We start from the raw sequence: 25,890 nt of genomic DNA on the forward strand, positions 1-25,890 counted from the left end.
ACGACGTACCGTAAAGCATTGCCGCCGAATCGGTTTCGCCCCATCTCGAGCGCCCCGCATCACTCGTGCGACCACGCCCCGGCGACGGGTACCCCCGGCGAGCATCATGGACGGCCGCAGTCGACAGCGGACTGCACCGTCGCCCGCGGTCCCGACTCAGATGCCGAGGACGAGCTTCGCCGTCGTGAAGTAGATGACCAGCCCGGTCGCATCGACCAGCGTCGTCACCATGGGCGCGGAGATCACCGCCGGGTCGATGCGCAACTTCTTGGCCAGCAACGGCATTGTGCCGCCGATGGTCGCGGCCCAGCCACAGATGAGCACCAGGGTGATGCCGACGACCAGCGCGATCTGCGCGCCGACGAATGCCGCGCCGATCACCATGCCGACCACCGCGAGCATCGACCCCAGCACCAGACCGACCCGGCATTCACGCCAGATGACCTTCAGCAGATCCGACACCCGCACCTCCCCCACGGCCAATGCCCGCACACACGAGGTCGCTGCCTGCGCACCGGCATTGCCGCCCGCGCCGATCAGGAGCGGAATGAACAACGCGAGATGCGCGGCCTGGGCGAGCGTCGCCTCGAACGCGTCGGTCACCGTGACCGTCAGGGTGGCCGCGACCAGCAGCAACAGCAACCACATCGCGCGGTAGCGGGCCAGCTGGAACACACCGGCGGCCATGTAGTGCCCGGACCACGGGCTGGCGCCGGCCTGCCGCGCCACATCCTCACTGTCGGCGGCCTCGATGACCTCGACCGCGTCATCGATGGTCAGCAGTCCGACCAGCCGGTCCTCACTGTCGACGACCGGCAGGTTGATCAGGTTGGTCGCGCGCATGAGCCGCGCGGCCTTCTCCGCGGCGTCGGTCGCGCGGGCGAAAACCGGTGCGGTGACGACGAGTTCGGTCAGCATCGTCTCCGGATCGCTGAGAACCAGTTCTCGCATCTCGACCACGCCGGTGAGCCGACGACCGCCGTCCACCACCGGCAGGGTGTACACCGTCTCCGCGTGCGCGCCCTTGGCCCGAACCACCCGCAGCGCCTGTTCGACGGTCAGATCACAGTGCAGCGCAACGACTTCCGGGGTCATGTAGCGACCGACCGAACCCTCGGGATAGCCGAGCAGCGCCGCGGTCATCCGCCGTTCGCGCGGGCTCAGCCCGGCCAGCACCTTCTTGGCGACCGTCGCGGGGGCCTCGCGCAGCATCCGTGCGCGGTCGTCGGGGTCCATCCCCTCCACCAGTTCCCGGAAGCTCTGATCACGCATCCCGGACAGGATCTGCTGCTGGTCCACCGGCTCGAGCTCCTCGAACACCGCCAGTGCGCGGTCCTTGTCCAGCAGCCGGAACGCGATGCCGGCGTGCACGGCGTCCATGCGCGCGAGTTCGTCGGCGATCCGGTGCGGGGCGTGGTCGTCCAGCCAGGTCAGCGCGGCGTCGACGCGGCGGTCGTCGATGAGGTCGCGGAGCGAGATGTGATCCGAATGCTGTTCGGCGACAGCCGTTTCCGCCGTGCCGGCAGCGTCGTGTCCGCTCGCGCCGGCGGCACACCTGTCGTGCACACCCGCTTCGGTGGCGTGTTTCTCGTCGGCAGACGCTCGACCAGCTTCCGCTCCGGCGGTGTACAGCCCGGACTCGGTGGCCGAACGACCCTCATCCGGGACATCCGGGCGTGCGGGCGCGGCAAAGAACAGATCGGTCGACATGACAGAACCTCGGCATACTGCGAGTGGGTACGGGATCACGGATCACACCGCGAGGCACCGACCTCGCCACCGAAAGCTCTACCGGCAGAACAGGAGGACGGCGCCGCGCGGCCTTCGACTCGGGGGTTCGCTACGCACAGCCACCCACCTCCTCATCGCCCGCACTACACCGTCAGAGAATTTCGGATGCCCTCCCGGCACCCCGATGACCTGCATCGTCGCCTGGTCATCGCCCGGACGCACAGCGCCCGCATGCAGGGTACACCCCCAACCGCCGCCGCGCCGAACCGCGAAAACCAGGACACACCGTCGAACTACGAATGGGCGCCCCGGCCGGAACCGGGGCGCCCGTTGCGCAATCCTCACAACATGCAGCTGACGCAGCCCTCCACCTCGGTCCCCTCCAAGGCCATCTGCCGGATGCGGATGTAGTACAGGGTCTTGATTCCCTTGCGCCAGGCGTAGATCTGGGCCTTGTTGACGTCGCGGGTGGTGGCGCTGTCCTTGAAGAACAGGGTCAGCGACAGGCCCTGGTCCACGTGCTGGGTGGCCGCGGCGTAGGTGTCGATGATCTTCTCGTAGCCGATGTCGTAGGCGTCGGCGAAGTATTCGAGATTGTCGTTGGTCAGGTAGGGCGCCGGGTAGTAGACGCGGCCGATCTTGCCTTCCTTGCGGATCTCGATCTTCGACGCCACCGGATGAATCGAGCTGGTGGAGTGGTTGATGTAGGAGATCGACCCGGTCGGCGGCACCGCCTGCAGGTTCTGGTTGTAGATGCCGTGCTCCATGACCGAGGCCTTCAGCTCGAGCCAGTCCTCCTGGGTCGGGATGTGCACGCCCGCTTCGGCGAAGATCTCCCGCACACGATCGGTCTTCGGCTCCCATGCCTGTTCGGTGTACTTGTCGAAGTATTCGCCGCTGGCGTACTTGGATTCGGGGAATCCGCCGAAGGCCGTGCCGCGCTCGATGGCGAGTTTGTTGGAGGCCCGCACCGCGTGGTAGGCGACGGTGTAGAAGTAGATATTGGTGAAGTCCACACCTTCTTCGGATCCGTAGTGGACCCGCTCGCGCGCCAGATACCCGTGCAGGTTCATCTGGCCGAGGCCGATGGCGTGGGATTCGTTGTTGCCCTGCTCGATCGAGGGCACCGAATAGATGTGGGTCTGATCCGAGACCGCGGTCAGCGCCCGGATCGCGACCTCGATGGTCTGCCCGAAATCCGGTGAGTCCATCGCCTTGGCGATGTTGAGCGAGCCCAGGTTGCAGGAGATGTCCTTGCCGACCTTCGCGTAGGACAGGTCGTCGTTGAACACCGACGGCGTGGAGACCTGCAGGATCTCCGAGCACAGGTTGGAGTGGGTGATCTTGCCCTTGATCGGGTTGGCCCGGTTCACCGTGTCCTCGAACATGATGTAGGGGTAACCGGATTCGAACTGCAGCTCGGCGATGGTCTGGAAGAACTCGCGGGCGTTGATCTTCGACTTGCGGATGCGCTTGTCGTCGACCATCTCGTAGTACTTCTCGGTGACGTTGATGTCGGCGAACGGCACGCCGTAGATGCGCTCGACGTCGTAGGGCGAGAACAGGTACATGTCCTCGTTCTTCTTCGCCAGCTCGAAGGTGATGTCGGGGATCACCACACCCAGCGAGAGCGTCTTGATGCGGATCTTCTCGTCCGCGTTCTCCCGCTTGGTGTCGAGGAAGCGGTAGATGTCGGGGTGGTGCGCGTGCAGGTACACCGCGCCGGCGCCCTGACGCGCGCCGAGCTGATTGGCGTAGGAGAAGGAGTCCTCGAGCAGCTTCATGATGGGGATGACGCCGGAGGACTGGTTCTCGATCTTCTTGATCGGCGCGCCGTGCTCGCGAATGTTGCTGAGCAGCAACGCGACTCCGCCGCCGCGCTTGGACAGCTGCAGCGCCGAGTTGATGGAGCGCCCGATGGACTCCATATTGTCCTCGATGCGCAGCAGGAAGCACGAGACCGGTTCGCCGCGCTGCTTCTTGCCCGAGTTCAGGAACGTCGGGGTGGCCGGCTGGAAGCGGCCGTCGATGATCTCCTCGACCAGCTGCTGGGCGAGGATCTCGTCGCCGGCGGCCAGGGTCAGCGCGACCATGCAGACCCGGTCCTCGAACCGCTCCAGATACCGCTTCCCGTCGAAGGTCTTGAGCGTGTAGGACGTGTAGTACTTGAAGGCGCCGAGGAAGGTGGGGAACCGGAACTTCTTGGCGTAGGCCTGCTGGAACAGCTTCTTGACGAACGCGCGGCTGTACTGGTCGAGAACCTCGGGCTCGTAGTAGTTCTCCTCCACGAGGTAGTCGAGCTTCTCGTCCAGGTTGTGGAAGAAGACGGTGTTCTGGTTGACATGCTGCAGGAAGTACTGCCGGGCGGCGGCGACATCCTTGTCGAACTGGATCTCACCGTTGGGTCCGTACAGATTCAGCATCGCGTTGAGCGCGTGGTAGTCCAGGCCCTCGGTCGAGGTCTCGGTGCTGACCGGGCGCTCTAGGCGGGCCGTCTTTCCGGCCGGTGCTGTTGTCGTTGCCAAAACAATCCCAATCCCTCTCGGACGCGCTCGACGTCCTCGGCGGTTCCCATCAGTTCGAAGCGATACAGGTACGGCACCCCGCATTTGCGCGAGATGACCTCTCCCGCATAGCAATACGTATCGCCGAAGTTCGTGTTGCCGGCCGCGATCACCCCACGCAACAGCGCACGATTATGCGGATCGTTGAGAAATTTCGCCACCTGCCTGGGGACGAATTCCTTGTCCGAGCGACCGGCTGCCCCCTCGCCGCGCTGCGCGTCGAACACGTGCCGGCCGCCACCGTAGGTGGGGCAGATCAGCACATAGGGCGTGTCGACGCGCAGCGAATCGGCGGTGTGGAGCGGAATGCGAACGGCCGGCAAACCCAGCCGTTCGACGAAGCGGTGCGTGTTCTCCGACGCGCTCGAGAAGTAGACCAGAGCGGGCGTCGATTGGGTTCCTTCCCCGGACAACCCAGCCATCCCACTCCCCCTTACTCTGCTCGTCGGACGAACGGTGACCGGAGCGGATCAGGCCGCGGCGGTCACCAGGGACTTGATGCGGTCCGGACGGAAACCGGACCAGTGCTCGTCGCCGGCGACGACGACGGGGGCCTGCAGATATCCCAGCGCCATCACATAGTCGCGGGCATCGGGGTTCTCGGAGATATCGACGACCTCGTACTCCACACCGGCTTTGTCGAGCGCGCGGTAGGTGGCGTTGCACTGGACACAAGCGGGCTTGGTGTAGACCGTGATACTCATGGGTGACCCTCTCTCCTTGCCTTATCCGATGCAGCCTTGAATCGGTACGCCATCTGCTGTGAGCATCCGTACTGAGCACGATCCATCTGGTACTGCGCAAACCCCTGGAAGTAGGGGCACCACCGGTGATCACAGTGCCGTGATCGGCTCGGAATCCGTCTCCCCTTCCAGTGCCGTAGACACTACACCTAGTGGCCGACAGATTCATACAACACGACATGTTGCGAACCACAAAGATGAAATTCGACGGCCGTAAGTACCAGGACAGTCGATTCGCAACCCGACACGACAGTGGCGCAGATCACGATTTCATGTCGCAGCTCTCTCCCAGCAAACCCAATACCACCTCTGGTCACATCGGTCACAGGGATCCCAACAGGCCCGCTTCGGCACATCCGAAACGACCGAATGCCGCGCCCGTTCCGGGGAACGAACGCGGCATTCGGCGGCTACTTCGGTGTGTCGCAGCCGAGCCGGATCAGCCCTGGCGGGCCTTGAACCGCGGCTCCTTCTTGTTGATCACATAGGTCTTGCCACGGCGTCGCACCACCTGAGCGCCCGGCTTGTCCTTGAGTGAACGCAGTGAATTCCGGACCTTCATCACGACCTCCTGTTGGAAATGGTTTTCATATCCTATAGAGGTGGGCGGCGAGAGTGTTAGGACGCCGGTCACGTCGCCGCCCCTCTCGGCCGATGGCCCCCGACGCCACCGAGGGGCCGCACCATCGGGTGCGGCCCCTCGGAACAGCTCGAGCCGGTTACCGTCTCACGCTCAGGCGTTGACCGATTCCCGCGCGGCGACCAGTTCGGTGACCGCGGCGGCGAGCTGGGTCAGAGCCTCGGCGTCGTCGCGCGGATGCGCCTCGCCGAAGCGCTGGCCGATGGTGCCGAAGTGCAGGTGCGCGCTCTCCACGACGGTGCCACCGGCCACACCGACCGCCTTCACCGTGTCGCCGTGCGCCCACTTCGCGGCGTTCTGGCTGATCGAGGCGCTGATCACGGCGACCGGCTTGTCCTTGATCGAACCGGCGCCGTAGGGCCGCGAGGCCCAGTCGATCGCGTTCTTCAGCACGGCCGGGATCGTTCCGTTGTATTCGGGGACGAACAGCGCCAGGGCGTCGGCGGCGGCGACGGCGTCACGCAGCGCCTGCGCCGGCGCCGGCACCCGACCCGGTACGTCGATGTCCTCGTTGTAGAACGGAACATTTCCGAGACCGTCGTAGATATCGACCTCGACACCTTCCGGTGCGGTCTGGGCGGCAGCCTCGGCCAGCTGCCGGTTGATCGAACCGGCGCGCAAGCTGCCGACGAGAGCCAGGATGCGAGTCTGTGACATGATCACTCCTTGTGCGGTGGGGCGGCGGTGGCTTCCGCTGTCACGACACGATAACCGGACTACGGTCCGCTTTCATTCCCGGGTCATGGGGTAAACGAACTGTGAACTGCGACACTCCCGATTCGACGCCGTCGAATTCGTCCCATTCGTCCGATCCGTGCGCCACGGATCCGGCCTTCGCCGCCGCGCCGCGCCCAGGCGCGCTGCCACTCGAGGCCGTGGCCGTCGACCTCCCGCCGACCGCACTCACCACCGCGCTGCCGGTAGCCGAACACTCCGAGCGCAGCGATGCCGTACGCAACCGGCAGTTGCTGCTCGACGCCGCCGAGGAGCTGGTCCGCGAGTTCGGCGCCGACGGCGTCACGATGGACGCGGTCGCCAAGCGCGCGGGCGTCGGCAAGGGCACCGTATTCCGCCGGTTCGGCAACCGGGCCGGTCTCATGCTGGCGCTGCTCGACCAGTCCGAGCAGAAACTGCAGGCGGCGTTCATGTTCGGGCCGCCGCCGCTGGGCCCGGGCGCCCCGCCGCTGCAGCGGCTGATCGCCTACGGTCGCGCCCGTTTGGCCGGCATCGAGGTGGAGGGCGAAATGCGCCGCGCCGCCGACGAATCCGGCCGCTACGCCAGCGCGCCGTACAACATCTCGAAAACCCATGTGTCGCTGTTGCTTCGGCAGCTCGACGTGAACGGCGATATCGCGCTGACGGCGGACACACTGCTCGCGATCCTCGACGCCGGCCTGGTGCTGCATCAGCTGCGGGTCCTCGGTTATCGGCCCGAACAGATCGCCGACCACTGGGAAAACGTGGTGCGCGCACTGGTGGCACCCGCCCAGTAGAGTGACCGCATGGGGAACCTGCGCGAACAGATCATCGCCGAATTGGGTGTCGCGGCCGAGATCGAACCGAAGGTCGAGGTGCGGCGCCGCGTCGAATTCCTGGCCGACTATTTGAGTTCCACGCCGGCAACGGGTTTCGTTCTCGGCATCAGCGGTGGTCAGGACAGTTCGCTCACCGGCAAACTGTGCCAGCTGGCCGTGGACGAGTTGCGCGCCCGGGGACAGGAGGCGACGTTCGTCGCGGTCCGGCTTCCCTACGGCACACAGGCCGATGCCGACGACGCGCGGCGGGCGCTGGATTTCATCGGCCCGGACCATGTGGTCGAGGTCAATGTGAAGCCCGGCGCCGACGCGGTGGCGGCCGCGACCGCCGAGGGCGTGCGCGAACTGCTCGGACACGAGACCGAGCTGCGTGATTTCGTGCGCGGCAACATCAAAGCGCGCGAACGGATGATCATCCAGTACGCGATCGCGGGGCAGTTGAATCTCGTGGTCGTCGGCACCGACCACGCGGCGGAGGCGGTCACCGGGTTCTTCACCAAGCACGGCGACGGCGGCGTCGACATCACTCCGCTGACCGGACTGACCAAGCGCCAGGGTGCGGCATTGCTGCAGGAATTGGGCGCTCCGCCGAGCCTGTGGGAGAAGGTGCCCACCGCCGACCTCGAAGACGATCGCCCGGCGCTGCCGGACGAGGAGGCGCTCGGCCTGAAGTACGCCCAGATCGACGACTATCTCGAGGGCAAGGACGTGGCGCCGGAGGTGGCGGAGCGCGTCGAGACGATCTACTGCAACACCCGGCACAAGCGGACGGTGCCGGTGTCGCCGCTCGACTCCTGGTGGAAGAACTGAGGGGCCGAGCCCACCGCTCGAGAAACGGGCGCTGATCAGCCGCCCGCGAACGGCGGTAGTACGTCGACGCGGGCGGTGAGGGGGGTGCTGTCGTCGCGGGTGAGTTCCTCGCCCACCAGATAGGCGCAGACCTTCAGCATCGGATCGAGATCGGCGCCGTAGGCCGCGCGCAATGCCGTCCGCAGGTCGCCGACCGTTGCCGTATCGGGCAGGTCCAGATGTTCGCTGGATTTGCCGACCGCGTCGGCGATCGCGGCGAAATATCTGACCTCAACCACCGATGGCTCCCATCGTGCGTTCCGGGGGGACGAAATCGGCGGCGTCGATGCCGTGCCCGGCCCATTTGTTCCACATCGCGCCGCGCCACAGCTGTGCCAGTTCGTCGTCGCTCGCGCCGCCGCGCAGCAGGGAGCGCAGATCGTATTCCTGGTCGCTGAACAGGCAGGACCGGACCATGCCGTCGGCGGTCAGGCGGGTGCGGTCGCAGTCGCCGCAGAATTGGCGGGTGACCGAGGCGATGATGCCGACCGTGGCGGGACCGCCGTTCACCAGCCAGGTCTCCGCCGGGGCGGAGGGGTCGGCACGCCCGGTCTCGGTGAGGGTGAAGGCCGCGCCGAGAACGTCGAGCAGCTCGGCCGCGGTGACCATATTGGTGCGTGCCCATTCGTGGTCGGCGTCGAGCGGCATCTCCTCGATGAACCGCAGTTCGCATCCCTCGTTCAGGCACCATCGCAGCAGATCGACCGCACCGGAAAGGGTTTCGCGCATCAGCACGGCGTTCACCTTGACCGGGTACAGACCGGCGGCATGGGCGGCGCGGATGCCGGTCAGCACCGAGCCGAGCCGGTCCCGGCGGGTGAGCCGCGCGAATCCGGCGGGGTCGACCGTATCGAGGGAGACGTTCACCCGGCCGAGCCCCGCGGCCGCCAGCCCACGCGCACGATGTTCCAGCCCGATGCCGTTGCTGGTCATCGCCAGCGGCGTGTCGGGAACGGCGGCATGGCATCCGGCGACGATCTGCTCGAGATCGCGCCGCATCAGCGGCTCGCCGCCGGTGAACCGCACCTCGCGGATGCCCAGGCGCCGCACCGCGAGTTCCACCAACCGCACGATCTCCGCGGCCGAGAGCAATTCGTCCGCGGGGATGGCCGGCAACCCCTCCTCCGGCATGCAATAGGTGCACCGCAACGAGCACTTCTCGGTGATCGACACTCGCAGATCCCGGGCCGTGCGCCCGAATTTGTCGACGAGCAGCTCCGTATCGGGCCGTCCGTCCAGCGAGGGCCGCCCGCCCCGGACGGCGGGAATCCCCATGAGAACGACGGTCACTCCTCCATTATGGGGGCCGCCCCCACCTCACGTCCCGCAAGTCCACACCTGTGAGGTGACCGAGCACCTCCCGAGCAGGTGAACGCGGAGGCCAAGCACCCGGTCCGCACCCACTCGCAACGGTGAACCCCAAAGGTCTCGGCCCGCCTCGATTTTGCAGCGACGGAGCGAGGGAGCGCAGCGACTGAGCGGAGGAGTGAAAATCGAGGCCCAAGGGGCCGAGACCCGCCGGAGCGAAGCGGAGGCCAAAGACCCAGCTAGGCTGACGTCTATGAGTCAGCCTGCCAAGACTGTGGCTCGGTCCGTCGAGGATCATCGGGAGCGGATCGAACAGCTGCTGCGACCGCTGGCAGTGCGGCACGTGGAGCAATTGGCGATGCACGGGGCGCGGGGCCGGATGCTGGCGGAGGATGTGCGGTCGCCGCTGGATCTGCCGGTGTTCCGCAATTCGGGGATGGACGGATATGCGGTCCGGGCCGAGTCGGTCGCGGTGACGCCCGTGACGCTGCCGGTCGCCGGTGTGGTGGCCGCCGGTCAGGGTGGCCCGGATCGGTTGCCGGACGGTGCGGCGGTCAAGGTGATGACGGGCGCGCCGATTCCGCCGGGCGCCGATTGTGTGGTGCCGGTGGAGGACACCCGCGCCGTCGACGGCGGCGTGTCGATCGAACGCGGCCGCAACGCAGGCGATTTCGTGCGCGAGGCGGGAACCGACATTCGGCAAGGTGAGCTGCTGGTGGCGGCCGGGTCGTTGTTGTCGCCGCATCGGATCGCGGCGCTCGCGGCGGTGGGCATCAGCTCGGTCGCGGTGGCGCGGCGGATCCGGGCGGCGGTTCTGACGACGGGCGACGAGCTGGTGTCGGCCGGTGTCGCGTTGCGCCCCGGACAGATCTACAACTCGAACGGCATCGCGCTGGCTGCTGCCTTGGGCGCCAACGGAATCGATGTGGTGGATGTTTCGCACAGCCGCGACGATCCGGGCGAGTTCCGCCGCAAGTTGTCGATCGCGACGACGGCCGCGGATGTGGTGTTCACTTCGGGCGGGGTGTCGCAGGGCGATTTCGAAGTGGTCAAGGAGGTGCTGGCCGAGGTCGGCGGCGAGTTCGGTTCGGTGGCCGTGCAGCCCGGCGGCCCGCAAGGCATCAGTGTGGTCGACGGGGTTCCGATTCTGAGCTTCCCGGGCAATCCGGTGAGCACGATGGTGTCGTTCGAGGTGTTCGCCCGTCCGATCCTGCGGCAGCTGAGCGGGTTGGCGCCGGTGCCGAATTACGAGGTGGCGCTGCTGGATCCGGTGCGGTCCCCGGCGGGTCGGCGGCAGTTCCTGCGGGGCCGGCGCGAAGGTGCGGGGGTCCGTTCGGTGTCGGGCCCCGGGTCGCATCTCGTGGCGGCGATGGCGCAGGCCGATGTTCTGATCGAAATTCCGGCCGAGGTCACGACGGTGGCGGCCGGTTCGCTGGTGAGGGTGCGCGAACTGTGAACGAACTGTCCCATGCCGAATCCGGCGCCGTGTCGAAAGACGACGCCGGCACCTTGTCGCACGTCGATGCCGAAGGCCGGGCGCGCATGGTCGATGTGAGTGCGAAGGCCGAGACAACACGGGTGGCGGTCGCGGCCGGCCTGCTGCGGACGACGCCCGAGGTGGTGGCGCTGGTGCGCGCGGACGACCTGCCGAAGGCCGATGTGCTGTCGACGGCTCGCATCGCGGGTATCTCGGGGGCGAAGAAGACCTCGGAGCTGATTCCGCTGTGCCATCAGCTGGCGCTGTCCTCGGTGGATGTGCGCTTCGGTTTCGCCGAGGCCGCCATCACCATCGAAGCGCGAGCGAAGACGAAGGGCCCCACCGGCGTCGAGATGGAGGCACTCACCGCGGTCGCGATCGCCGGCCTCACGCTGCACGACATGGTGAAGGCGGTGGATCCGGCGGCCGTCCTCGACGGTGTGCGCCTGTTGACGAAAGACGGTGGCAAGCGCGGCCATTGGGAGCGGCCCGATCTCGCATCGTCCGACGATGCCGCGGTATCGGCTGATTCACCCGCGACCGCGCACTGCCCCTCCGGCCGGCGCCACAGCGATGCGGTACACCACGCGACGCACTCCGGCGAGGGCTCCCGGACCGCGGTCGTGGTCGTGGCCTCGACCGGCGTCGCGGCCGGCACCCGGGTCGACAAGACCGGTCCGGTGCTGGCGGACTGGCTTGCGGGACTGGGCTTTTCGGTGCGCGGACCGCTGGTCTACGCCGATGCCGATATCGCGGCCGGTCTGCGCGACGCGCTCGACGGCACGCCGGGACTGGTGATCACCACCGGCGGGACCGGCGCCTCGCCCTCCGATGCCACCCCGGAAGCGACGCTGGCGGTGCTGGATCGGGAATTGCCGGGCGTCGCCGAGTCGATCCGCCGGCGCGGTACGGCCGCGTTTCCGTTGGCGGCCTTGAGCCGTGGCGTCGCGGGCCTGTCCGGCACTACGGTGGTCGTGAATCTGCCCGGTTCGCCGGGCGGGGTCCGCGACGGGATCGCGGTCCTGGAACCGTTGCTGGATCATCTGCTGGCCCAGGTCGCCGGAGGAGGCCGCCATGAGTGAGTACACGCCGCTCACCCGCATCAGCGATCAGCCGCTGCAACCCGAGGAGGTCGAGCGCGCGGTCACCGGCCCCGAATACGGCGCGGTCGTCGTCTTCACCGGCAAGGTCCGCAATCACGATGGCGGACAGGCGGTTTCGGCCCTGGAGTATTCGGCTCACCCCGAGGCGCAGAAGTTCTTGACCCGGGTGTGCGCCGAGGTCGGGAAGTCCGCCGGCCTACCGGTCGCCGCGGTTCACCGGGTGGGCGAGCTGACGGTCGGCGATCTGGCGATCACGGTGGCCGTCGCCGCTCCGCACCGCCGCGAGGCCTTCGAGACCTGCGCGGAATTGGTGGACCGCATCAAGCACGAGGTCCCGATCTGGAAACGCCAACTGTTCGCCGACGGCATGTCCGAGTGGGTCAACGCCTGCGGCTAGGCCACGACGTCAGCGTGGCTCGGGGCCGGGATTCGCCTCGGCCGCCGGTGTGGACTCGGTGAGATTCGCCTCGATGCGGCGCAGCGCCCGGAAGAGTGCGGCGCGTTCGGCCGCGCTGAACGAGGTCAGCGCCCGTTCGGTCAATCGCGCGCTCTCGGCTTCGATCTCGTGCTCCAGATCCCGCCCGCGTGCGGTCAGGTGCAGGCGGACCAGTCGGCGGTCGGTCGGATGCGGTTCGCGCCGGACCAGTCCGGCCGCTTCCATCCGGGTGGTCGCCCGGGTGACGGTGGGCGTCGCCAGGCCGAGCCGTTTGGCCACCTGACCGGGCGTCAGACCGTCCTCCTGCCAGAGCTGGCGCAGGATGAACTGCTGGCCCTCGTACACGCCGTGCCGGGCGTAGGCGGCCGCCGCCGCCACCGCGAGGGCGTGTTTGGTGGACCAGAACGCGGTCTGGAAGTCGTCGTCGGTCATGGTGTGTTCAGCGTAGAGGTATTGTATTCGTTAGCCGACTCACGTTATAGTCATTGCCCGGCTAATAACTTTGAACGGGAGATCTACGTGAAAATCGGCATCGCACTCACCGACTTCTCCTGGCCCGTCCCGAACGGCGAAATCGGTTCGGCGGTCACGGAACTCGCGCAAGCGGCCGACGCATCGGGTATTGACAGCCTCTGGGTGATGGACCACTTCTTCCAGATCGGCATCAGCGGACATCCGCCGGAGTCGCCGATGCTCGAGGCCTACGCCGCGCTGGGATTTCTCGCCGGCATCACCGACCGTATCCGGCTCGGCACGCTGGTCACGGCGGTGCCGTATCGCCATCCCGGCGTGCTGATCAAATCCGCGACAACCCTCGACGTCCTCAGCGGCGGCCGCCTGATCTTCGGCGTCGGCGCCGGCGCGCCCTTCGATCCGGAACCGATGGGCCCGAGAACCACATTCGAGGCCGAGGGCCTGGGTATTCCGTTCCCGCGACTGCCCCGGCGCTTCGAACAACTGGAGGAATTGCTGCAGATCGCACACCGCATGTGGAGCGAGGACGAGACGCCCTATCGGGGAAAGCATTACGAGTTGGCGCGGCCGCTCAATTCACCGAATTCGATCCAGCGCCCGCATCCGCCGATCCTGATCGGCGGCAGTGGCGAACGCAAAACCCTGCCGCTGGTGGCCCGATATGCCGACGCCTGCAATCTGTTCGACCTTCCCGGTAGCGGCTACGCCGACAACCTCGCGCACAAACTCGCGGTGCTGCGACGCCAGTGCGACGAGATCGGCCGCGACTATTCCACGATCGAGAAGACCGTCACCACCGCCCTGGATATCGACTCCGGTCCCGGACCGGCGCTGGACCACTTGAAGACCCTGGCCGCCACGGGCATAGACCACGCGATTCTCGGACCGGACGGGCCCTGGACGCCGCCGCGCCTGCGACGGCTCATCGAGATGGCACCGGAGATTCACGCGCTCTGATCCGAGTCGCCCCTCGGCACGTACCGCCACACCGGCAGCAATGCCTGCTCGTCCAGCGGTTCGGGTCCGGTGTGAGCGGTGGCGTGCAGCCGTGCCGCCGCGGAGTCCGCGTCCAGACCCGATCCGATGAGTACCAGCCGGGTTTCGCGGGTCTCACCGCGCGACCACGCGGCCGGCTCGAAGACCACATGCCGGCCGACCATGTGCAGCAGGAACTTCCGGTTCTCACCGCGCACGCCGAACGCGGTGGCGCCCTTGGCGCGGAACAGGCCCGACGGCGGATCCTCCAGGAATCCGACCAGGCGGCGCGGATCGAGATCGGTTGCGGTGGTGAACGATACGCTGTCGTAGCCGTCGTGCAGATGGCGGTGTCCGGGCGCGTCGTGGTCGTGATCGTCGAGCAGTTCGTCGAACGACAACTGCCGCGCGACCGTCGATTCGCCGCGTTCGGGAACGTCGAACAGCAGCGGCGGATCGATGCGGCCGTGCGCGGTGGCATAGACCGGCACCCCCGCAGCGATTCCCTCGATCTCCGCGCGCAGGTCGTCCAGCCGCGCGGCCGGCACCCGGTCGGCCTTGTTCAGCACGATCAGGTCGGCCAGGCGCAGATGCGTGGTCAGTTCGGGATGGCGGGCGCGGCTGTCGTCGAAATGCTCGGCGTCCACGACCTCGATCAAGCCGCCGTAGCGAATGCGCGGATTGTCGCTGCCGATGACCATGCGGATCAGGTTGCGAGGTTCGGCGAGGCCGCTGGCCTCCACCACGATCACATCGATGCCGTGGCGCGGCTCCGCGAGCCGGGCGAACATCTCGTCGAGTTCGGTCACGTCCACCGCACAGCACACGCAGCCGTTGCCCAGCGAGACCATGGCGTCCACCTGGCCCGCGACCAGCATGGCGTCGATATTCACCGCGCCGAAATCGTTGACCACGACGCCGATCCGGGCCTCGCGTCGCCGCAGCAGATGGTTCAGCAGCGTGGTCTTACCGGCTCCCAGAAATCCCGCGACCACCAGAACAGGTATGCGCCGATCCATTCGGCCGAGCTTACCCAGGCCCGGACGAGGACGTGCCCGCCCCTTCGTGCGGAGGGGCGGGCACGAACGGGGCCGATTACTTACTCTGCCCCAGGAGGGTGGAGACCAGGGTGTAGGCCAGATTCACCAGTTCGGAATCGAGCGCACTGTTGCCCAAGCCGAGCGATTTCGCCAGCGGCAGCAGCAGCTGCATGGCGGTGGTGGCGAGATTACCGGCGCCGGAACCGGATTGCGGTTTCTGGGTGCCGCTGGTTCCGGGTGCGGTCGAGGTCTGCGGTGAGACCCCGGACGTGCCCGGATCGGTGTTCGAATAGGTTCCCGGCGCCGTGCGATAGGTGCCGGCCGGATTCGAGCCCGGTTGCGTCGTGGCCGGAGCCGACGGCGCGGTGGACGGCGGCGCGGACTGCGTGGTGGCGGGTGTCGAGTTCGGCCCGCCACGCAACGCGTCCGTTGCCGAATTCTGTTGCGGTGCTACCGAATTTTGCGTCCCCGAATTCTGGGTCCCCGAGTTCTGGGCGCCGGAATTCGGTGTAGCCGATCCCTGCGGGGACGCACTCTCCGGCGTGGCATTCTGCGGTGCCGGACTTTGCGGGGTGGTATTCGGCGACGTGGTGCTCTGTGACGTACCGGTCTGCGGCGCGGAATTGTCCTGCCCCGGCGCCGACTGCGGCGCGCTCGCGGGACTGTCGGCGGGCGACGCGGCCGGCGAGGCACCACCCGGAGCCACTCCGATCAGATAACTCACCAGCCCGGTCGTGATCGCGATGGCATGCTCGAGCTGCCCCTCGGGCGATTCGAGCTTTTTCGCGTCGTCGACATTCGCGCCGTTGCCCATTTCGATGAAGACGTCGGGCACCTCGGTCAGCGCCGGGCCCGCGATATCGGACCGGGTTTGCAGACCGTCGACCGCGCCCGCGTAATCAGCGGGCGTGAACCCGGCCTTTTTGTACGCGTCGCGCATGGCATTCGTGGCGACCTGACCGGGACCCGACTGCGCTTCGTTCGCCTTGGCATCGGGAACCGGCAGCTGCGGCACGATCAGATGGAATCCGTGATCCTGTTCCGGTGCGCCGTCGGCGTGGATGCTGACGGCCACCGCGGCGCCGGAGCTGTTGGCCGCCGCGGCGCGTTCGTCGACACATCCGCCCCAGCCGGTGTCGTCCTGGCGGCTCATCACGACGTGCGCGCCGAGCGCCTCGAGCGACTGCCGGACCAGCTGTGCCACATTCCAGTTGATGGTGTGCTCGGGCACGCCGTTGCGGGTGGTCATCCCCGTGGTCTGGCACTCCTTGGTGCCACCACGGCCGTTGTTCACTTGACGATTGAGGTCTTCGTTGTGGTTGCTTCCCTGATGGCCCGGGTCCAGAAATACCGTCTTACCCACCAATTTGGTCGACATATCGGGATCTGCGGGCGCGGCCGGCGCGGCGAGAGCGGCGGCGGGCGCCAGCACACCGGCCGTGGTGACCGCGGCGACGGCGAGCCTGACTCCGGTCTTGATGATGTGTGGATGGTTCATGTTCGGACGGCGCACCCGGAGGCGGGCACACCCCTCCCTTCCCACTAGTAACATCAAACCCAGTGGTTCACTGTTGCAACGCCAGCATCACCTACGCAAGCTCAGTTACCGAACCGTTACCCCCATTAGAACCGCAGTGGCACGTCATTTCCGCAGACACGCCGGTCGTACGGCCGATTCGTCGGCAGTAGGCACGAGAAACGGACATCGCAGAGCTATCTCATTGCGGTCGCACTCCCCGAACACACGGAACAACCGGCAGGTTTGTGTCGCTGACCACATCGGGGCGAAATCCGAGGGAATGCACATCATTGCCCGAATGTCGCTGCGGCCGGGCGAATCCGCACGATCCGCCGATATCCAGGCCCGCGGCCGAAAATGCCGCAATGCTGAACCCGGATGATTCGCCAGAGTAATTTAATTCTGAAATACCGCTGTGTTGCACGGGTCGCCGGCGCTGCAGTACGTTCCCATCTCGCACCTCGGCGGTCGAATCGCACGCCGGTGCCGTCCCCGTGGGCGCGAGGGGATCCCGCGGGGACGTTCAGCGACGGCATTTCGCGGCCGTCTGCCCACCGCCCACCGGGCGTTGTCGAATCTCCAGATATTTCTCCGATCCGGTCCGCGCCTATCGCAATTCTGATAGACCAAGGCCCCGGAAGATGCGGGGATCTTCTCCGGCCGCCCGATAGTCGACGGCCGTCTGCGAGATCGAGGAGGACCGCCGTGCGTGGACGCACGTTTGTGATCGCCGGGGCCGTCGCGTCCACGGTGACGATGCTCGGATCCGGCACCGCTGCCGCCGATCCGGCGACGAACATTCCCGGGGACGGGATGTACCGGGTCGGCGTGGACATCGCGCCCGGCATCTATCAGTCCGCGGGGCCGGCGGACCCGGCGCACGACTGTTCCTGGGAGCGCCTGTGGAAGATTCCCGAACCCGGTGATCCGCCGGACCCGAACGCCGCCATCGTCGCCAGCGACCGCACCCACACCACTCCGGTGCGGGTGCTGATCAAATCGTCCGATGTCGCGTTCGCCTCGGCCAACTGCGGCGGCTGGGTGATGATGCCGGCGCCGCCGCCGACCGGCTCCTACGGGCCGGGCGGGTTGTTCGGCAGCGAGTACTGAGCGAGGCCGGTCCGGCGCGGTCTATCCGCCGCGCCGGATCCGGCACCCGCCGCCTGTCGCGGCCGCGATGTTAGTGTCCCGCTGAGATCCGGTGGATCGAGCGGAGGGATGCGATGGCGCGGCCGAGTCCGGTGATGAGTCGTCGGTCGCTGGCCGACGGCCGCGAGATCATCTACTTCGACAGCGAGCCGGTGCCGCGCACCGCCGCCGACACCCGGGATCTGCCCCGGACCAGTACACATTCCCAGGCACGTTTCGATCCGCTGCTCGGCGAGTGGGTGGTGATCGCCTCGCACCGCCAGAGCCGGACCTTCCTGCCCCCGGCGGATCTGTGCCCGCTGTGCCCGTCGCGCCCCGGCCATCCCACCGAGGTCCCCGAGGCCGACTATCAGGTGGTGGTGTTCGAGAACCGCTTTCCTTCGCTGTCGACCGGCCGCGCCGAACTTTCCGACCACGTCGAAGGGTCGCCGGAGACATTGCTGCGCAACGGTTTCGGCCGCTGCGAGGTCGTGTGCTTCACCAGCGACCACGACAGTTCGTTCGCCGGGCTCGATCCGGGCCGGGCGCGCCTGGTGGTGGACGCGTGGGCCCAGCGCAGCGCCGAACTCGGGGCGCTCGACGGCGTGGCCCAGGTGTTCTGCTTCGAGAATCACGGCGAGGAGATCGGCGTCACGCTGTCGCATCCGCACGGCCAGATCTACGCCTACCCCTTCCCCACCCCGCGCACCGCGGCGATGGTGGCCAACGCCACCCGCCATCGAAAAGCCCACGGCAGCAATCTATTCGGTGATCTTCTCGGCGCCGAACGGACCGCAGGCGTCCGGGTGGTCGCGGCGAACGAGGAGTGGACCGCCTTCGTACCGCCGTTCGCCCGCTGGCCCTACGAAGTTCAGCTCTATCCGCACCGCCGGGTGGCCGATATCCCCGATCTCGACGGTGCCCAGCGCGACGGTTTCGCGCATCTGTACCTGGATGTGCAGCAACGCTTCGCGCGCCGATTCGACACCCCCATGCCGTACGTCGCGGCATGGAATCAAGCGCCGAAATCCGGTGTGCCGGGCGATGACTGGTGGCTGCACCTGCAGCTGTTCTCGATCCGGCGGACGGCGCACAAGTTGAAGTATCTGGCCGGTTCGGAATCGGGGATGAACGTCTTCATCAGCGACACCACACCCGAGGCCGTGGCCGCCGAACTGCGGGAGGTGCGGTGAGCGCGGCACCCCGGCGCGGCGTATGGGTCGCGCCCGGCCGGGTCAACATCATCGGCGAGCACACCGACTACAACGACGGTTACGCGCTGCCGATCGCGTTGCCCCAGGTCGTGACCTGCACCGCCGAGGCCACGACGGACGGCACCGTGCGGGTGAGTTCGAAACAGCACCCCGGGCAGGTGTGCGAATCGCTGGACGGGCTCGCCGATTCCGCCGTCACCGGCTGGGCCCGCTATCCGCTGGGCGTGGTGCACGAATATCGGCGCCGCGGGCACGAACTGTCCGGGGTGGTGCTGGAGATCGACGGGGCGGTACCGGTGGGAGCCGGGCTGTCGTCCTCTGCTGCGCTGGAATGCGCTGCGGCACTGGCGATTCGCGATCTGTTCGAGATCGATGCCGACAGCGCCGAGCTGATCGACATCGGCCGGGCCGCGGAGAACTCCTATGTCGGCGCGGCGACGGGGACCCTGGACCAGTCCGCCTCGTTGCTCTGCACAGCGGGTCACGCCCTGTTCCTGGACTTCGCCACCGGGGAATTCGCGCAGGTTCCCTTCGATCTCGCCGCGGCCGGACTGCAACTGCTGGTAGCCGACACCGAGACCCCGCACCGGCTGGCCGACGGCGGTTACGGCCGGCGCCGGCGCGAATGTGAGCAGGCCGCGCACGCTCTGGGCGTGCATTCCTTGCGTGCCGTCACCGATCCGGCGGAAACGCAGCGGCTGGCGGACCCGGTGCTGCGGCGGCGCGCTCGCCACGTCGTCACCGAGAACGCGCGGGTGCTGACCGTGGTGGAACTGCTGCGCGACGGGTGTGATCCGCGCGCGATCGGGCCGCTGCTCACCAGCGGACACACCTCGTTACGCGACGATTTCGAGGTCTCCACGCCGGAGCTGGATGCGGCGGTGGCGGCGGCGCTCGACGCCGGGGCCCACGGTGCGCGCATGGTGGGCGGCGGATTCGGCGGCAGCATCATCGCGGTGACCGATATCGAGCGGACCGATTCGATCGCGGCCGCGATCCGGCGGCGGTTTCGCGACGACGGTTTCTCTCCACCGCGATTCTTCGTGGCGGTGCCCGCCGCCGGAGCCCGCCGGATTTCCTGATCAGGCGGCCGAGCGGCACTAGGGTGGGGTGCCATGACCAGGCGCAGAATTCTCATCACCGGAGCGAGTGCGGGCCTGGGGGCCGAGATGGCTCGGCAGTTCGCGGCGCGTGGGCGCGATCTCGCGCTGTGCGCGCGCCGCATGGAGAACCTGCGGTCGCTGCGCGAGCAATTGCGAGCGGGCCATCCCGATATCCGGGTTTCGCTGCGGACCCTCGATGTGGACGACCACGAGGCGGTCCCGCGCGTATTCGGGGAATTCCGCGACGAATTCGGCGGACTGGATCGCGTGATCGTCAACGCCGGCCTGGGCAAGGGCGCAGCGCTCGGCACCGGGCGTGCGGATGCGAATATCGCGACGGCCACAACGAATTTCGTGAGTGCGCTGGCCCAGGCCGAGGCCGCACTGGAGATCTTTCGCGACCAGAACGCCGGGCATCTGGTGCTGATCTCGTCGATGAGCGCGGTGCGCGGGCTACCCGGTAAGAAGGCCGCGTATGCGGCGAGCAAGGCCGGATTGTCCGCGCTCGGTGAGGGTTTGGCGATCGAACTGCGCCGCAGCCCGATCGCCGTGACCACGGTGCAGCCGGGCTTCATCGCCACCGAGATGTCGGCACGCGCCGACGACGCCCGGCTGGTCGCACCGCTCGAACGCGGTGTGGCCGCGATGGTCGCCGCCATCGAGTCCGAGCCGGTGCGTGCCTGTGTGCCGCAATGGCCTTGGCGCGCACTGAACCTCGTGCTGCCACGGCTGCCGAGGGCGGTCATGGCACGGCTGGGCTGATCCGGCTCGGACGGCCCCGCGCTTGGTGAGGTCTCTCACAATCGACCGCCCCGATCGATGTGAAGTTTCACCACGAATCCCGCACTCTGCAAGTTAGCGGACTCCCGGATCCACTTCGCGAATCGACAGAAGTCTCGATGTAGCGGCGATATTCATCGATTGCCGAGTAGTTACTACTTGCTGCGACGCGCTGTCACAAATACATCGCATTCACCGCTACCCGGTAGAAGCGTCGAGATGCGGATCAAGAATGCGCTAGTTACTCTCGGGTAGCATCACGTCACGAACAAATTCCGCAAGCATTCGTCATGCCAATTCAGGAGGCGGCGTGCCGCATTCTCGTTTCGAAGCGATCGGCGCATATCTACCCGAAAAAAGGGTCACCACGGAGGAATTGATATCGCGCCTCGCCGTACCGCCGGCCTTCGATCTCGAAAAGATCACAGGCGTGCGCGAACGCCGCGTTCACGACACTCGCCCGGAGTCCTACGAGGACTCTTTCGTCCTGGCCGGCAAGGCATTGGACGATTGTCTGTCCAGGTCACAGTACTCCGGACCGGAGATCGAGGTGGTCATCTCCACCTCGATCACCCGCAGCAAAGACGCCGACAAAATATATATGGAGCCGTCCTTCGCGTCGGCTCTGGCACAACGCATCGGTGCGCGGAACGCCATTACCTTCGACCTTTCCAATGCCTGCGCGGGAATGCTCAGCGGAACCTACATTCTCGATCGGATGATTCGATCCGGAATGGTAAGCAACGGCATCGTGGTGAGCGGTGAGGCAATTACTCCGATCGCCGATACCGCGGTGCGCGAAATTTCCGACAAATATGATCTGCAATTCGCGTCGCTCACCGTGGGCGATTCCGCGGCCGCGGTGGTGCTCGATCGTTCCGTCGACGAGGCCGACCGCATCGACTACATCGAGCTGGTCACCGCCTCGGAGTTCTCGCACCTGTGCCTGGGCATGCCCAGTGACAAGACCCCGGGCGTGGCGCTCTACACCGACAACCGCAAGATGCACAACGAGGCCCGTTTCCTGTTGTGGACCGACACCCAGCGCATGTTCTACGAGAAGCGCGGCACCACGTTCGCCGAGGAGAACTTCGACTTCGTCATCCACCATCAGTTCGGCGCGGCGGCGATCCCGTATATGAACGCCATCGCCGAACGGGAATTCGGCGCACCGATGCCGCCCGACCTCAATGTGCTGACCGAATACGGAAATACCTCCAGCACTTCGCATTTCATCGTGCTGCACGACCATCTGAGCCGCGGTGAGATCCCGGCCGGCTCGAAACTGCTGATGGTTCCGGCCGCCTCCGGGGTGGTCGGCGGTTTCCTGTCCACCACGATTTCGTCTCTGAAGGTCTGAGGTACTGGTCATGGGCGTTGCCATCACATCCACCGGAATCAGTCGCGAGGGCGACACGTTCAGCATCGTCGAGCACAGTGGCCGCGCCGCGCGCCGCAGCCTCGAACGCGCCGGGGTGGCGCCGGAGCAGGTCGGGGTGCTGATCAACGCGGGAATCTTCCGCGACTCCAACACCGTGGAACCGGCGGTGTCGGCGCTGATCCAGAAGGAGGCGGGGATCGGACTGGACTACCGGTTCGGCGACCCGCGCTCGTTCTCCTTCGACCTGATGAACGGCGCCACCGGTGTGCTGAACGCGGTTCAGGTCGCGCAGTCGATTCTCGAGACCGCCGGATCGGGCCACGTCCTGATCGTCTCCGGGGACACCCATCCGTCGCTGGCCCGGTCGGCGGCCGACGACGAGTTCCCCTACGCCACCGCGGGTGCCGCGCTGCTGCTCGAGCACACCGACGAGCCGGTCGGCTTCGGCCGCGTGCACACCGTCGCGGGTTCGGGTACTCCCGTGGTGCAGTCGTATGTCGACGTCACCACGATGGGCACGGCCGGACGCGGACTGATGACGGTGGAACGCGAACCCGGATTCGAGGATCGACTGCTGGAGATCGCCGCCGACGCCGGCCGCCGCGCCCTCGACGCCGACGGAATCGATCCGACCGCAACCGTTCTCATCGCCTCCACGCCCACGCCGAAGTTCCCGCGGCTGCTCGCGGACACCCTCGGTATCGGCGAGGTCCGCACCCCCGACCTGTCCGCCGGCGATCCACACACCGCGGCGTTGCCGCTGGCCTATCACCGTGCGGTGGAGGAGGATTCGCTCGCCGGCTTCGACACCGTACTGTTCGTCGCGGCGGGCGCGGGACCGTCCGCGGCGGCCGTGGTGTATCGCCTGCCGGTCGCCGCCGGTGCGGCGGCGTGAGCGGTACCTATTGGCGCGCGGTCGACCGGTTCCGCCTGGTCGCCGCCGCCGAACCCGACCGCACCGCGGTGTATTTCGCCGATGCCGACCATGCGGGCACCCCGCACTATCGGCGGCTGAGCTACGCCGACCTGGATCGCTGGTCCGACACTGTCGGGGAGCGGCTCACCGCCGCGGGCGTCGGCAGCGGGACCCGCACCATCGTGCTGGTGCTGCCGGGGCCGGAGCTCTACGCGATCATGCTGGGACTGTTGAAGATCGGCGCGGTGCCGGTGGTCATCGATCCGGGTATGGGGCTGCGCCGGATGCTGCGCTGCCTGCAGGCGGCCGACGCCGAGGCGTTCATCGGCATTCCGCAGGCGCATGCGGCGCGGGTGCTGTTCCGCCGCTACTTCCGCGGGGTGCGGGTCGCGGTCACGGTCGGGCGGCGGTGGTTCTGGGGCGGAGCGACATTCGGCAGCTGGGGTCGCCGCCCGTCCGGCACCGCGCCGGACCGCGCTCCGGCGCCCGAGGGCGACCTGCTGATGATCGCGTTCACCACCGGGAGCACCGGACCGGCCAAGGCCGTGGAGATGACCCACGGCAATCTGTCGGCCATGGTCGAGCAGGTCCACGCCGCTCGCGGGCATGTGCCGCCGCAGACCTCGCTGATCACGTTGCCGCTGGTCGGCATTCTGGATCTGCTGCTCGGTTCGCAGTGCGTGCTGCCGCCGCTGATTCCCAGCCGGGTGGGTGCGACCGATCCGGCGCACGTGGCCGACGCGATCGGCCGGTTCGGCGTCCGCACCATGTTCGCCTCCCCCGCCGTGCTGATCCCGCTGCTGCGCCACCTCGAACAGACCGGCACCCGGCTGCCGACACTGCGCAGCATCTATTCCGGTGGCGCGCCGGTCCCGGACTGGTGTATCGCCGGCCTGCGCGCGGTGCTCGAGGAGGATGTGCTGGTCTACGCCGGATACGGGTCCACCGAGGCACTGCCGATGTCGACGATCGAATCGCGCGAGTTGCTCGACGGCCCGTCCGAACGCGCCCGCGCCGGCGCGGGCACCTGCATCGGCCGTCCGGCCGACCGGGTGCGGGCGCGAATCGTGGCGATCACCGACGACCCGCTGCCCACGTGGGCGGACGCCCGCGCCCGGGAGGATGAACTGGCGGCCACCCGCGGCATCGGCGAACTGGTGGTGGCGGGGCCGAATGTGAGCACTCGCTACTACTGGCCCACCGCGGCCAACGCGACGGGCAAGATCGTCGACGGCGAGACCGTCTGGCATCGCACCGGTGACCTGGCGTGGATCGATGACCAGGAGCGAATCTGGTTCTGCGGGCGCAAATCCCAGCGGGTCCGCACCGCCGACGGTCCGATGTTCACGGTGCAGGTCGAGCAGATCTTCAACGCCGTCGCGGGTGTGGCGCGCACGGCACTGGTCGGGGTGGGGCCGGCGGAAGCACAGCGCCCCGTGCTGTGCGTGGAACTGCGCCCGGACGCCGATCGCGACGACGTGGCCGCCGCGCTGCGCGCGCGTGGCGCGGAATTCGAGCTGACCACGAAGATCTCGGAGTTCCTGTTTCATCCGGGATTTCCGGTCGATATCCGGCACAACGCCAAGATCGGGCGCGAACAGCTCGCGGTGTGGGCGGCTCGGCAGACCGCGAAGGCGTTGCGATGAATGTGAAAGTTGTTGCCTTGCGGGCTGTTCCGATCGCGGGATGGTTGTTCCTGCTGGCCGGTCCGGCGGTCCGGAGCTCCGGCCGCCGCTGGCTGCGCGCGCTGTGGTGGCTCGACGCGGTGCTCAGCATCGGCGTGCACGCCGCCCAGATTCCGGTCGCCCTGCGCGCCGCGCGAGGCAGCGGCCGGTCGCGCCTGTACACCGCCGTCATGACCCAGCTGTTCGGACTCACCTGGTGGCGCACCGAAACCGTCGGCAGCACAGCATTTTTCGAGGAGAACGAACGGTGAAGGCACTAGTCACGGGCGCATCCGGATTTCTCGGCGGCGCGCTGGTCCGCCGCCTGGTCCGCGAGGGCGGCCACGAGGTGACCGTCCTCGCGCGGCGGACCAGCAACCTCGGCGATCTGCCCGAACTCCACGGTGTGCGGATCGCCTACGGCGACCTCACCGACGACGAATCCCTCGAACGCGCGTGTGCCGGAGTCGATGTGGTGTTCCACAGTGCCGCCCGCGTCGACGAACGCGGCACCCGCGCCCAGTTCCACACCGAGAACGTCCGCGCCACCGAAGTTCTGCTGCGCGCCGCCCGCGCCGCCGGAGCCACGCGTTTCGTGTTCATCTCGAGCCCCAGCGCTCTGATGGATCGCGACGGCGGCGATCAGATCGACATCAACGAATCGGTGCCGTATCCGCGCCACTACCTGAACCTCTATTCCGAGACCAAGGCCGCCGCGGAGCGCACCGTCCTCGCCGCCGACACCCCGGGTTTCACCACCTGCGCGCTACGGCCGCGCGCGATCTGGGGAGCCGGCGACCGCTCCGGCCCGATCGTGCGCCTGCTCGGCCGGACCGCACAGGGGCGCCTGCCCGATCTGTCGTCCGGCCGCTCGGTCCGGGCCTCGCTGTGCCATGTGGACAACATCGTGCACGCCTGTCTGGGCGCCGCCGACTCCGACCGGGTCGGCGGCAAAGCGTATTTCGTCGCCGATGCGGAGCGGACCGACGTCTGGGCCTTCCTGGCCGAGGTGGCGGGCGGGCTCGGCTACCCGGCTCCCAGCCGCCGGCCGGATCCGCGTGTGCTGGCGGCCGCCGTGTCGGTGATCGAAACGGTCTGGCGCATACCGGCGATCGCACGGCGCTGGTCGCCACCGCTGTCACGTTACGTGGTGGCGCTGCTGACCCGCACCGCGACCTACGACACCGGCGCGGCGGCACGCGATTTCGGTTACGCGCCGATCATCGACCGCGAACAGGGCCTGGCCCGGTTCCTGTCCTGGCTCGAATCCGAGGGCGGCATCGAGAAACTCACCCGCGAGCTGCGGTAAC

General features: G+C 67.5%; 26 protein-coding genes. 15 read left to right on the plus strand and 11 right to left on the minus strand.

Going from position 1 to position 25,890, the window contains the following annotated elements; all coding sequences use genetic code 11:
* Window positions 1–156 precede the first annotated feature (156 nt).
* From mgtE to NE2_RS01585, 6 genes are all read right to left on the minus strand, one after another.
* The gene (gene mgtE / locus NE2_RS01560; RefSeq protein ID WP_233429610.1) at window positions 157–1,710 is read right to left on the minus strand and encodes a magnesium transporter; all 1,554 of its coding nucleotides are present in this window, start codon (window positions 1,708–1,710) and stop codon (window positions 157–159) included.
* Between the two features lie 362 nt (window positions 1,711–2,072).
* On the minus strand, window positions 2,073–4,154 hold the full coding sequence (nrdE, locus tag NE2_RS01565) for a class 1b ribonucleoside-diphosphate reductase subunit alpha (RefSeq protein ID WP_228831517.1): 2,082 nt from the start codon (window positions 4,152–4,154) through the stop codon (window positions 2,073–2,075).
* A gap of 59 nt (window positions 4,155–4,213) precedes the next feature.
* On the minus strand, window positions 4,214–4,717 hold the full coding sequence (gene nrdI / locus NE2_RS01570; protein ID WP_051756104.1) for a class Ib ribonucleoside-diphosphate reductase assembly flavoprotein NrdI: 504 nt from the start codon (window positions 4,715–4,717) through the stop codon (window positions 4,214–4,216).
* A 48-nt stretch (window positions 4,718–4,765) separates the two neighbouring features.
* Complete coding sequence (locus tag NE2_RS01575; RefSeq protein WP_063023112.1) at window positions 4,766–4,999, minus strand: redoxin NrdH; 234 nt, start codon at window positions 4,997–4,999, stop codon at window positions 4,766–4,768.
* Window positions 5,000–5,477: 478 nt separating this feature from the next.
* Window positions 5,478–5,600, minus strand: a complete 123-nt coding sequence (ykgO, locus tag NE2_RS01580; protein ID WP_036504093.1) for a type B 50S ribosomal protein L36 — start codon at window positions 5,598–5,600, stop codon at window positions 5,478–5,480.
* A gap of 171 nt (window positions 5,601–5,771) precedes the next feature.
* A complete protein-coding gene (locus tag NE2_RS01585; protein WP_063023364.1) occupies window positions 5,772–6,335 on the minus strand; it encodes an NAD(P)H-dependent oxidoreductase in 564 nt (187 codons plus the stop codon).
* A 218-nt stretch (window positions 6,336–6,553) separates the two neighbouring features.
* Between NE2_RS01585 and NE2_RS01590 the strand changes: the two genes are divergently transcribed.
* Both NE2_RS01590 and nadE read left to right on the plus strand, forming a co-directional pair.
* Window positions 6,554–7,171: a TetR/AcrR family transcriptional regulator gene (locus NE2_RS01590; protein WP_195050421.1), complete on the plus strand. Its 618-nt coding sequence runs from the start codon at window positions 6,554–6,556 to the stop codon at window positions 7,169–7,171.
* A gap of 9 nt (window positions 7,172–7,180) precedes the next feature.
* Window positions 7,181–8,023 carry an NAD(+) synthase gene (gene nadE, locus NE2_RS01595; RefSeq protein ID WP_063023114.1) on the plus strand — a complete coding sequence of 281 codons (843 nt, stop codon included), beginning with the start codon at window positions 7,181–7,183 and terminating at the stop codon, window positions 8,021–8,023.
* A 35-nt stretch (window positions 8,024–8,058) separates the two neighbouring features.
* On the opposite strand, the gene NE2_RS01600 is transcribed toward nadE, so the two are convergent.
* Together NE2_RS01600 and moaA are read right to left on the minus strand one after the other, a co-directional pair.
* On the minus strand, window positions 8,059–8,301 hold the full coding sequence (locus NE2_RS01600) for a MoaD/ThiS family protein (protein ID WP_063015665.1): 243 nt from the start codon (window positions 8,299–8,301) through the stop codon (window positions 8,059–8,061).
* Window positions 8,294–9,352 carry a GTP 3',8-cyclase MoaA gene (gene moaA / locus NE2_RS01605; RefSeq protein ID WP_063023121.1) on the minus strand — a complete coding sequence of 353 codons (1,059 nt, stop codon included), beginning with the start codon at window positions 9,350–9,352 and terminating at the stop codon, window positions 8,294–8,296. Before moaA ends, NE2_RS01600 begins: the two co-directional genes overlap by 8 nt.
* A gap of 271 nt (window positions 9,353–9,623) precedes the next feature.
* Between moaA and NE2_RS01610 the strand changes: the two genes are divergently transcribed.
* The 3 genes from NE2_RS01610 (at window position 9,624) to NE2_RS01620 (ending at window position 12,347) form a co-directional block, all read left to right on the plus strand.
* Complete coding sequence (locus tag NE2_RS01610) at window positions 9,624–10,826, plus strand: molybdopterin molybdotransferase MoeA (protein ID WP_063023123.1); 1,203 nt, start codon at window positions 9,624–9,626, stop codon at window positions 10,824–10,826.
* Window positions 10,827–10,912: 86 nt separating this feature from the next.
* Window positions 10,913–11,929 (plus strand): bifunctional molybdenum cofactor biosynthesis protein MoaC/MoaB, encoded by a 1,017-nt coding sequence (moaCB, locus tag NE2_RS01615; RefSeq protein ID WP_063023368.1) that lies wholly within the window; start codon window positions 10,913–10,915, stop codon window positions 11,927–11,929.
* Window positions 11,922–12,347: a molybdenum cofactor biosynthesis protein MoaE gene (locus NE2_RS01620; protein WP_063023125.1), complete on the plus strand. Its 426-nt coding sequence runs from the start codon at window positions 11,922–11,924 to the stop codon at window positions 12,345–12,347. The genes moaCB and NE2_RS01620 overlap by 8 nt, the downstream gene beginning before the upstream one ends.
* Before the next feature lie 9 nt (window positions 12,348–12,356).
* On the opposite strand, the gene NE2_RS01625 is transcribed toward NE2_RS01620, so the two are convergent.
* On the minus strand, window positions 12,357–12,818 hold the full coding sequence (locus tag NE2_RS01625; protein WP_030515653.1) for a MarR family winged helix-turn-helix transcriptional regulator: 462 nt from the start codon (window positions 12,816–12,818) through the stop codon (window positions 12,357–12,359).
* Between the two features lie 3 nt (window positions 12,819–12,821).
* Between NE2_RS01625 and NE2_RS01630 the strand changes: the two genes are divergently transcribed.
* Window positions 12,822–13,817, plus strand: coding sequence for an LLM class F420-dependent oxidoreductase (locus NE2_RS01630; protein WP_233429611.1), 996 nt, complete (start codon window positions 12,822–12,824; stop codon window positions 13,815–13,817).
* Here the strand turns inward: NE2_RS01630 and NE2_RS01635 are convergent.
* Window positions 13,805–14,854: a CobW family GTP-binding protein gene (locus NE2_RS01635; RefSeq protein ID WP_063023129.1), complete on the minus strand. Its 1,050-nt coding sequence runs from the start codon at window positions 14,852–14,854 to the stop codon at window positions 13,805–13,807. The genes NE2_RS01630 and NE2_RS01635 overlap by 13 nt on opposite strands.
* A gap of 76 nt (window positions 14,855–14,930) precedes the next feature.
* A complete protein-coding gene (locus NE2_RS01640) occupies window positions 14,931–16,373 on the minus strand; it encodes an N-acetylmuramoyl-L-alanine amidase (RefSeq protein WP_063023131.1) in 1,443 nt (480 codons plus the stop codon).
* 726 nt (window positions 16,374–17,099) lie between these two features.
* Between NE2_RS01640 and NE2_RS01645 the strand changes: the two genes are divergently transcribed.
* The 9 genes from NE2_RS01645 (at window position 17,100) to NE2_RS01685 (ending at window position 25,889) form a co-directional block, all read left to right on the plus strand.
* Window positions 17,100–17,504 (plus strand): Rv1352/Rv1906c domain-containing protein, encoded by a 405-nt coding sequence (locus NE2_RS01645; RefSeq protein WP_063015672.1) that lies wholly within the window; start codon window positions 17,100–17,102, stop codon window positions 17,502–17,504.
* Window positions 17,505–17,653: 149 nt separating this feature from the next.
* A complete protein-coding gene (galT, locus tag NE2_RS01650) occupies window positions 17,654–18,715 on the plus strand; it encodes a galactose-1-phosphate uridylyltransferase (RefSeq protein ID WP_063023370.1) in 1,062 nt (353 codons plus the stop codon).
* The gene (gene galK, locus NE2_RS01655) at window positions 18,712–19,818 is read left to right on the plus strand and encodes a galactokinase (protein WP_084493677.1); all 1,107 of its coding nucleotides are present in this window, start codon (window positions 18,712–18,714) and stop codon (window positions 19,816–19,818) included. The genes galT and galK overlap by 4 nt, the downstream gene beginning before the upstream one ends.
* 33 nt (window positions 19,819–19,851) lie before the next feature.
* Window positions 19,852–20,601, plus strand: a complete 750-nt coding sequence (locus tag NE2_RS01660; RefSeq protein WP_063023133.1) for an SDR family oxidoreductase — start codon at window positions 19,852–19,854, stop codon at window positions 20,599–20,601.
* A gap of 328 nt (window positions 20,602–20,929) precedes the next feature.
* On the plus strand, window positions 20,930–21,979 hold the full coding sequence (locus tag NE2_RS01665) for a 3-oxoacyl-ACP synthase III family protein (protein WP_063023135.1): 1,050 nt from the start codon (window positions 20,930–20,932) through the stop codon (window positions 21,977–21,979).
* 10 nt (window positions 21,980–21,989) lie between these two features.
* Window positions 21,990–22,895, plus strand: a complete 906-nt coding sequence (locus tag NE2_RS01670) for a beta-ketoacyl-[acyl-carrier-protein] synthase family protein (protein ID WP_063023137.1) — start codon at window positions 21,990–21,992, stop codon at window positions 22,893–22,895.
* On the plus strand, window positions 22,892–24,562 hold the full coding sequence (locus NE2_RS01675) for a fatty acid CoA ligase family protein (protein WP_063023139.1): 1,671 nt from the start codon (window positions 22,892–22,894) through the stop codon (window positions 24,560–24,562). Before NE2_RS01670 ends, NE2_RS01675 begins: the two co-directional genes overlap by 4 nt.
* Window positions 24,559–24,852, plus strand: coding sequence for a hypothetical protein (locus NE2_RS36540; protein WP_063023141.1), 294 nt, complete (start codon window positions 24,559–24,561; stop codon window positions 24,850–24,852). The genes NE2_RS01675 and NE2_RS36540 overlap by 4 nt, the downstream gene beginning before the upstream one ends.
* Window positions 24,849–25,889, plus strand: a complete 1,041-nt coding sequence (locus NE2_RS01685; RefSeq protein ID WP_063023143.1) for an NAD-dependent epimerase/dehydratase family protein — start codon at window positions 24,849–24,851, stop codon at window positions 25,887–25,889. Before NE2_RS36540 ends, NE2_RS01685 begins: the two co-directional genes overlap by 4 nt.
* Window position 25,890 lies beyond the last annotated feature (1 nt).

This window comes from Nocardia elegans NBRC 108235, assembly GCF_001612845.1.
GTDB lineage: Bacteria > Actinomycetota > Actinomycetes > Mycobacteriales > Mycobacteriaceae > Nocardia > Nocardia nova.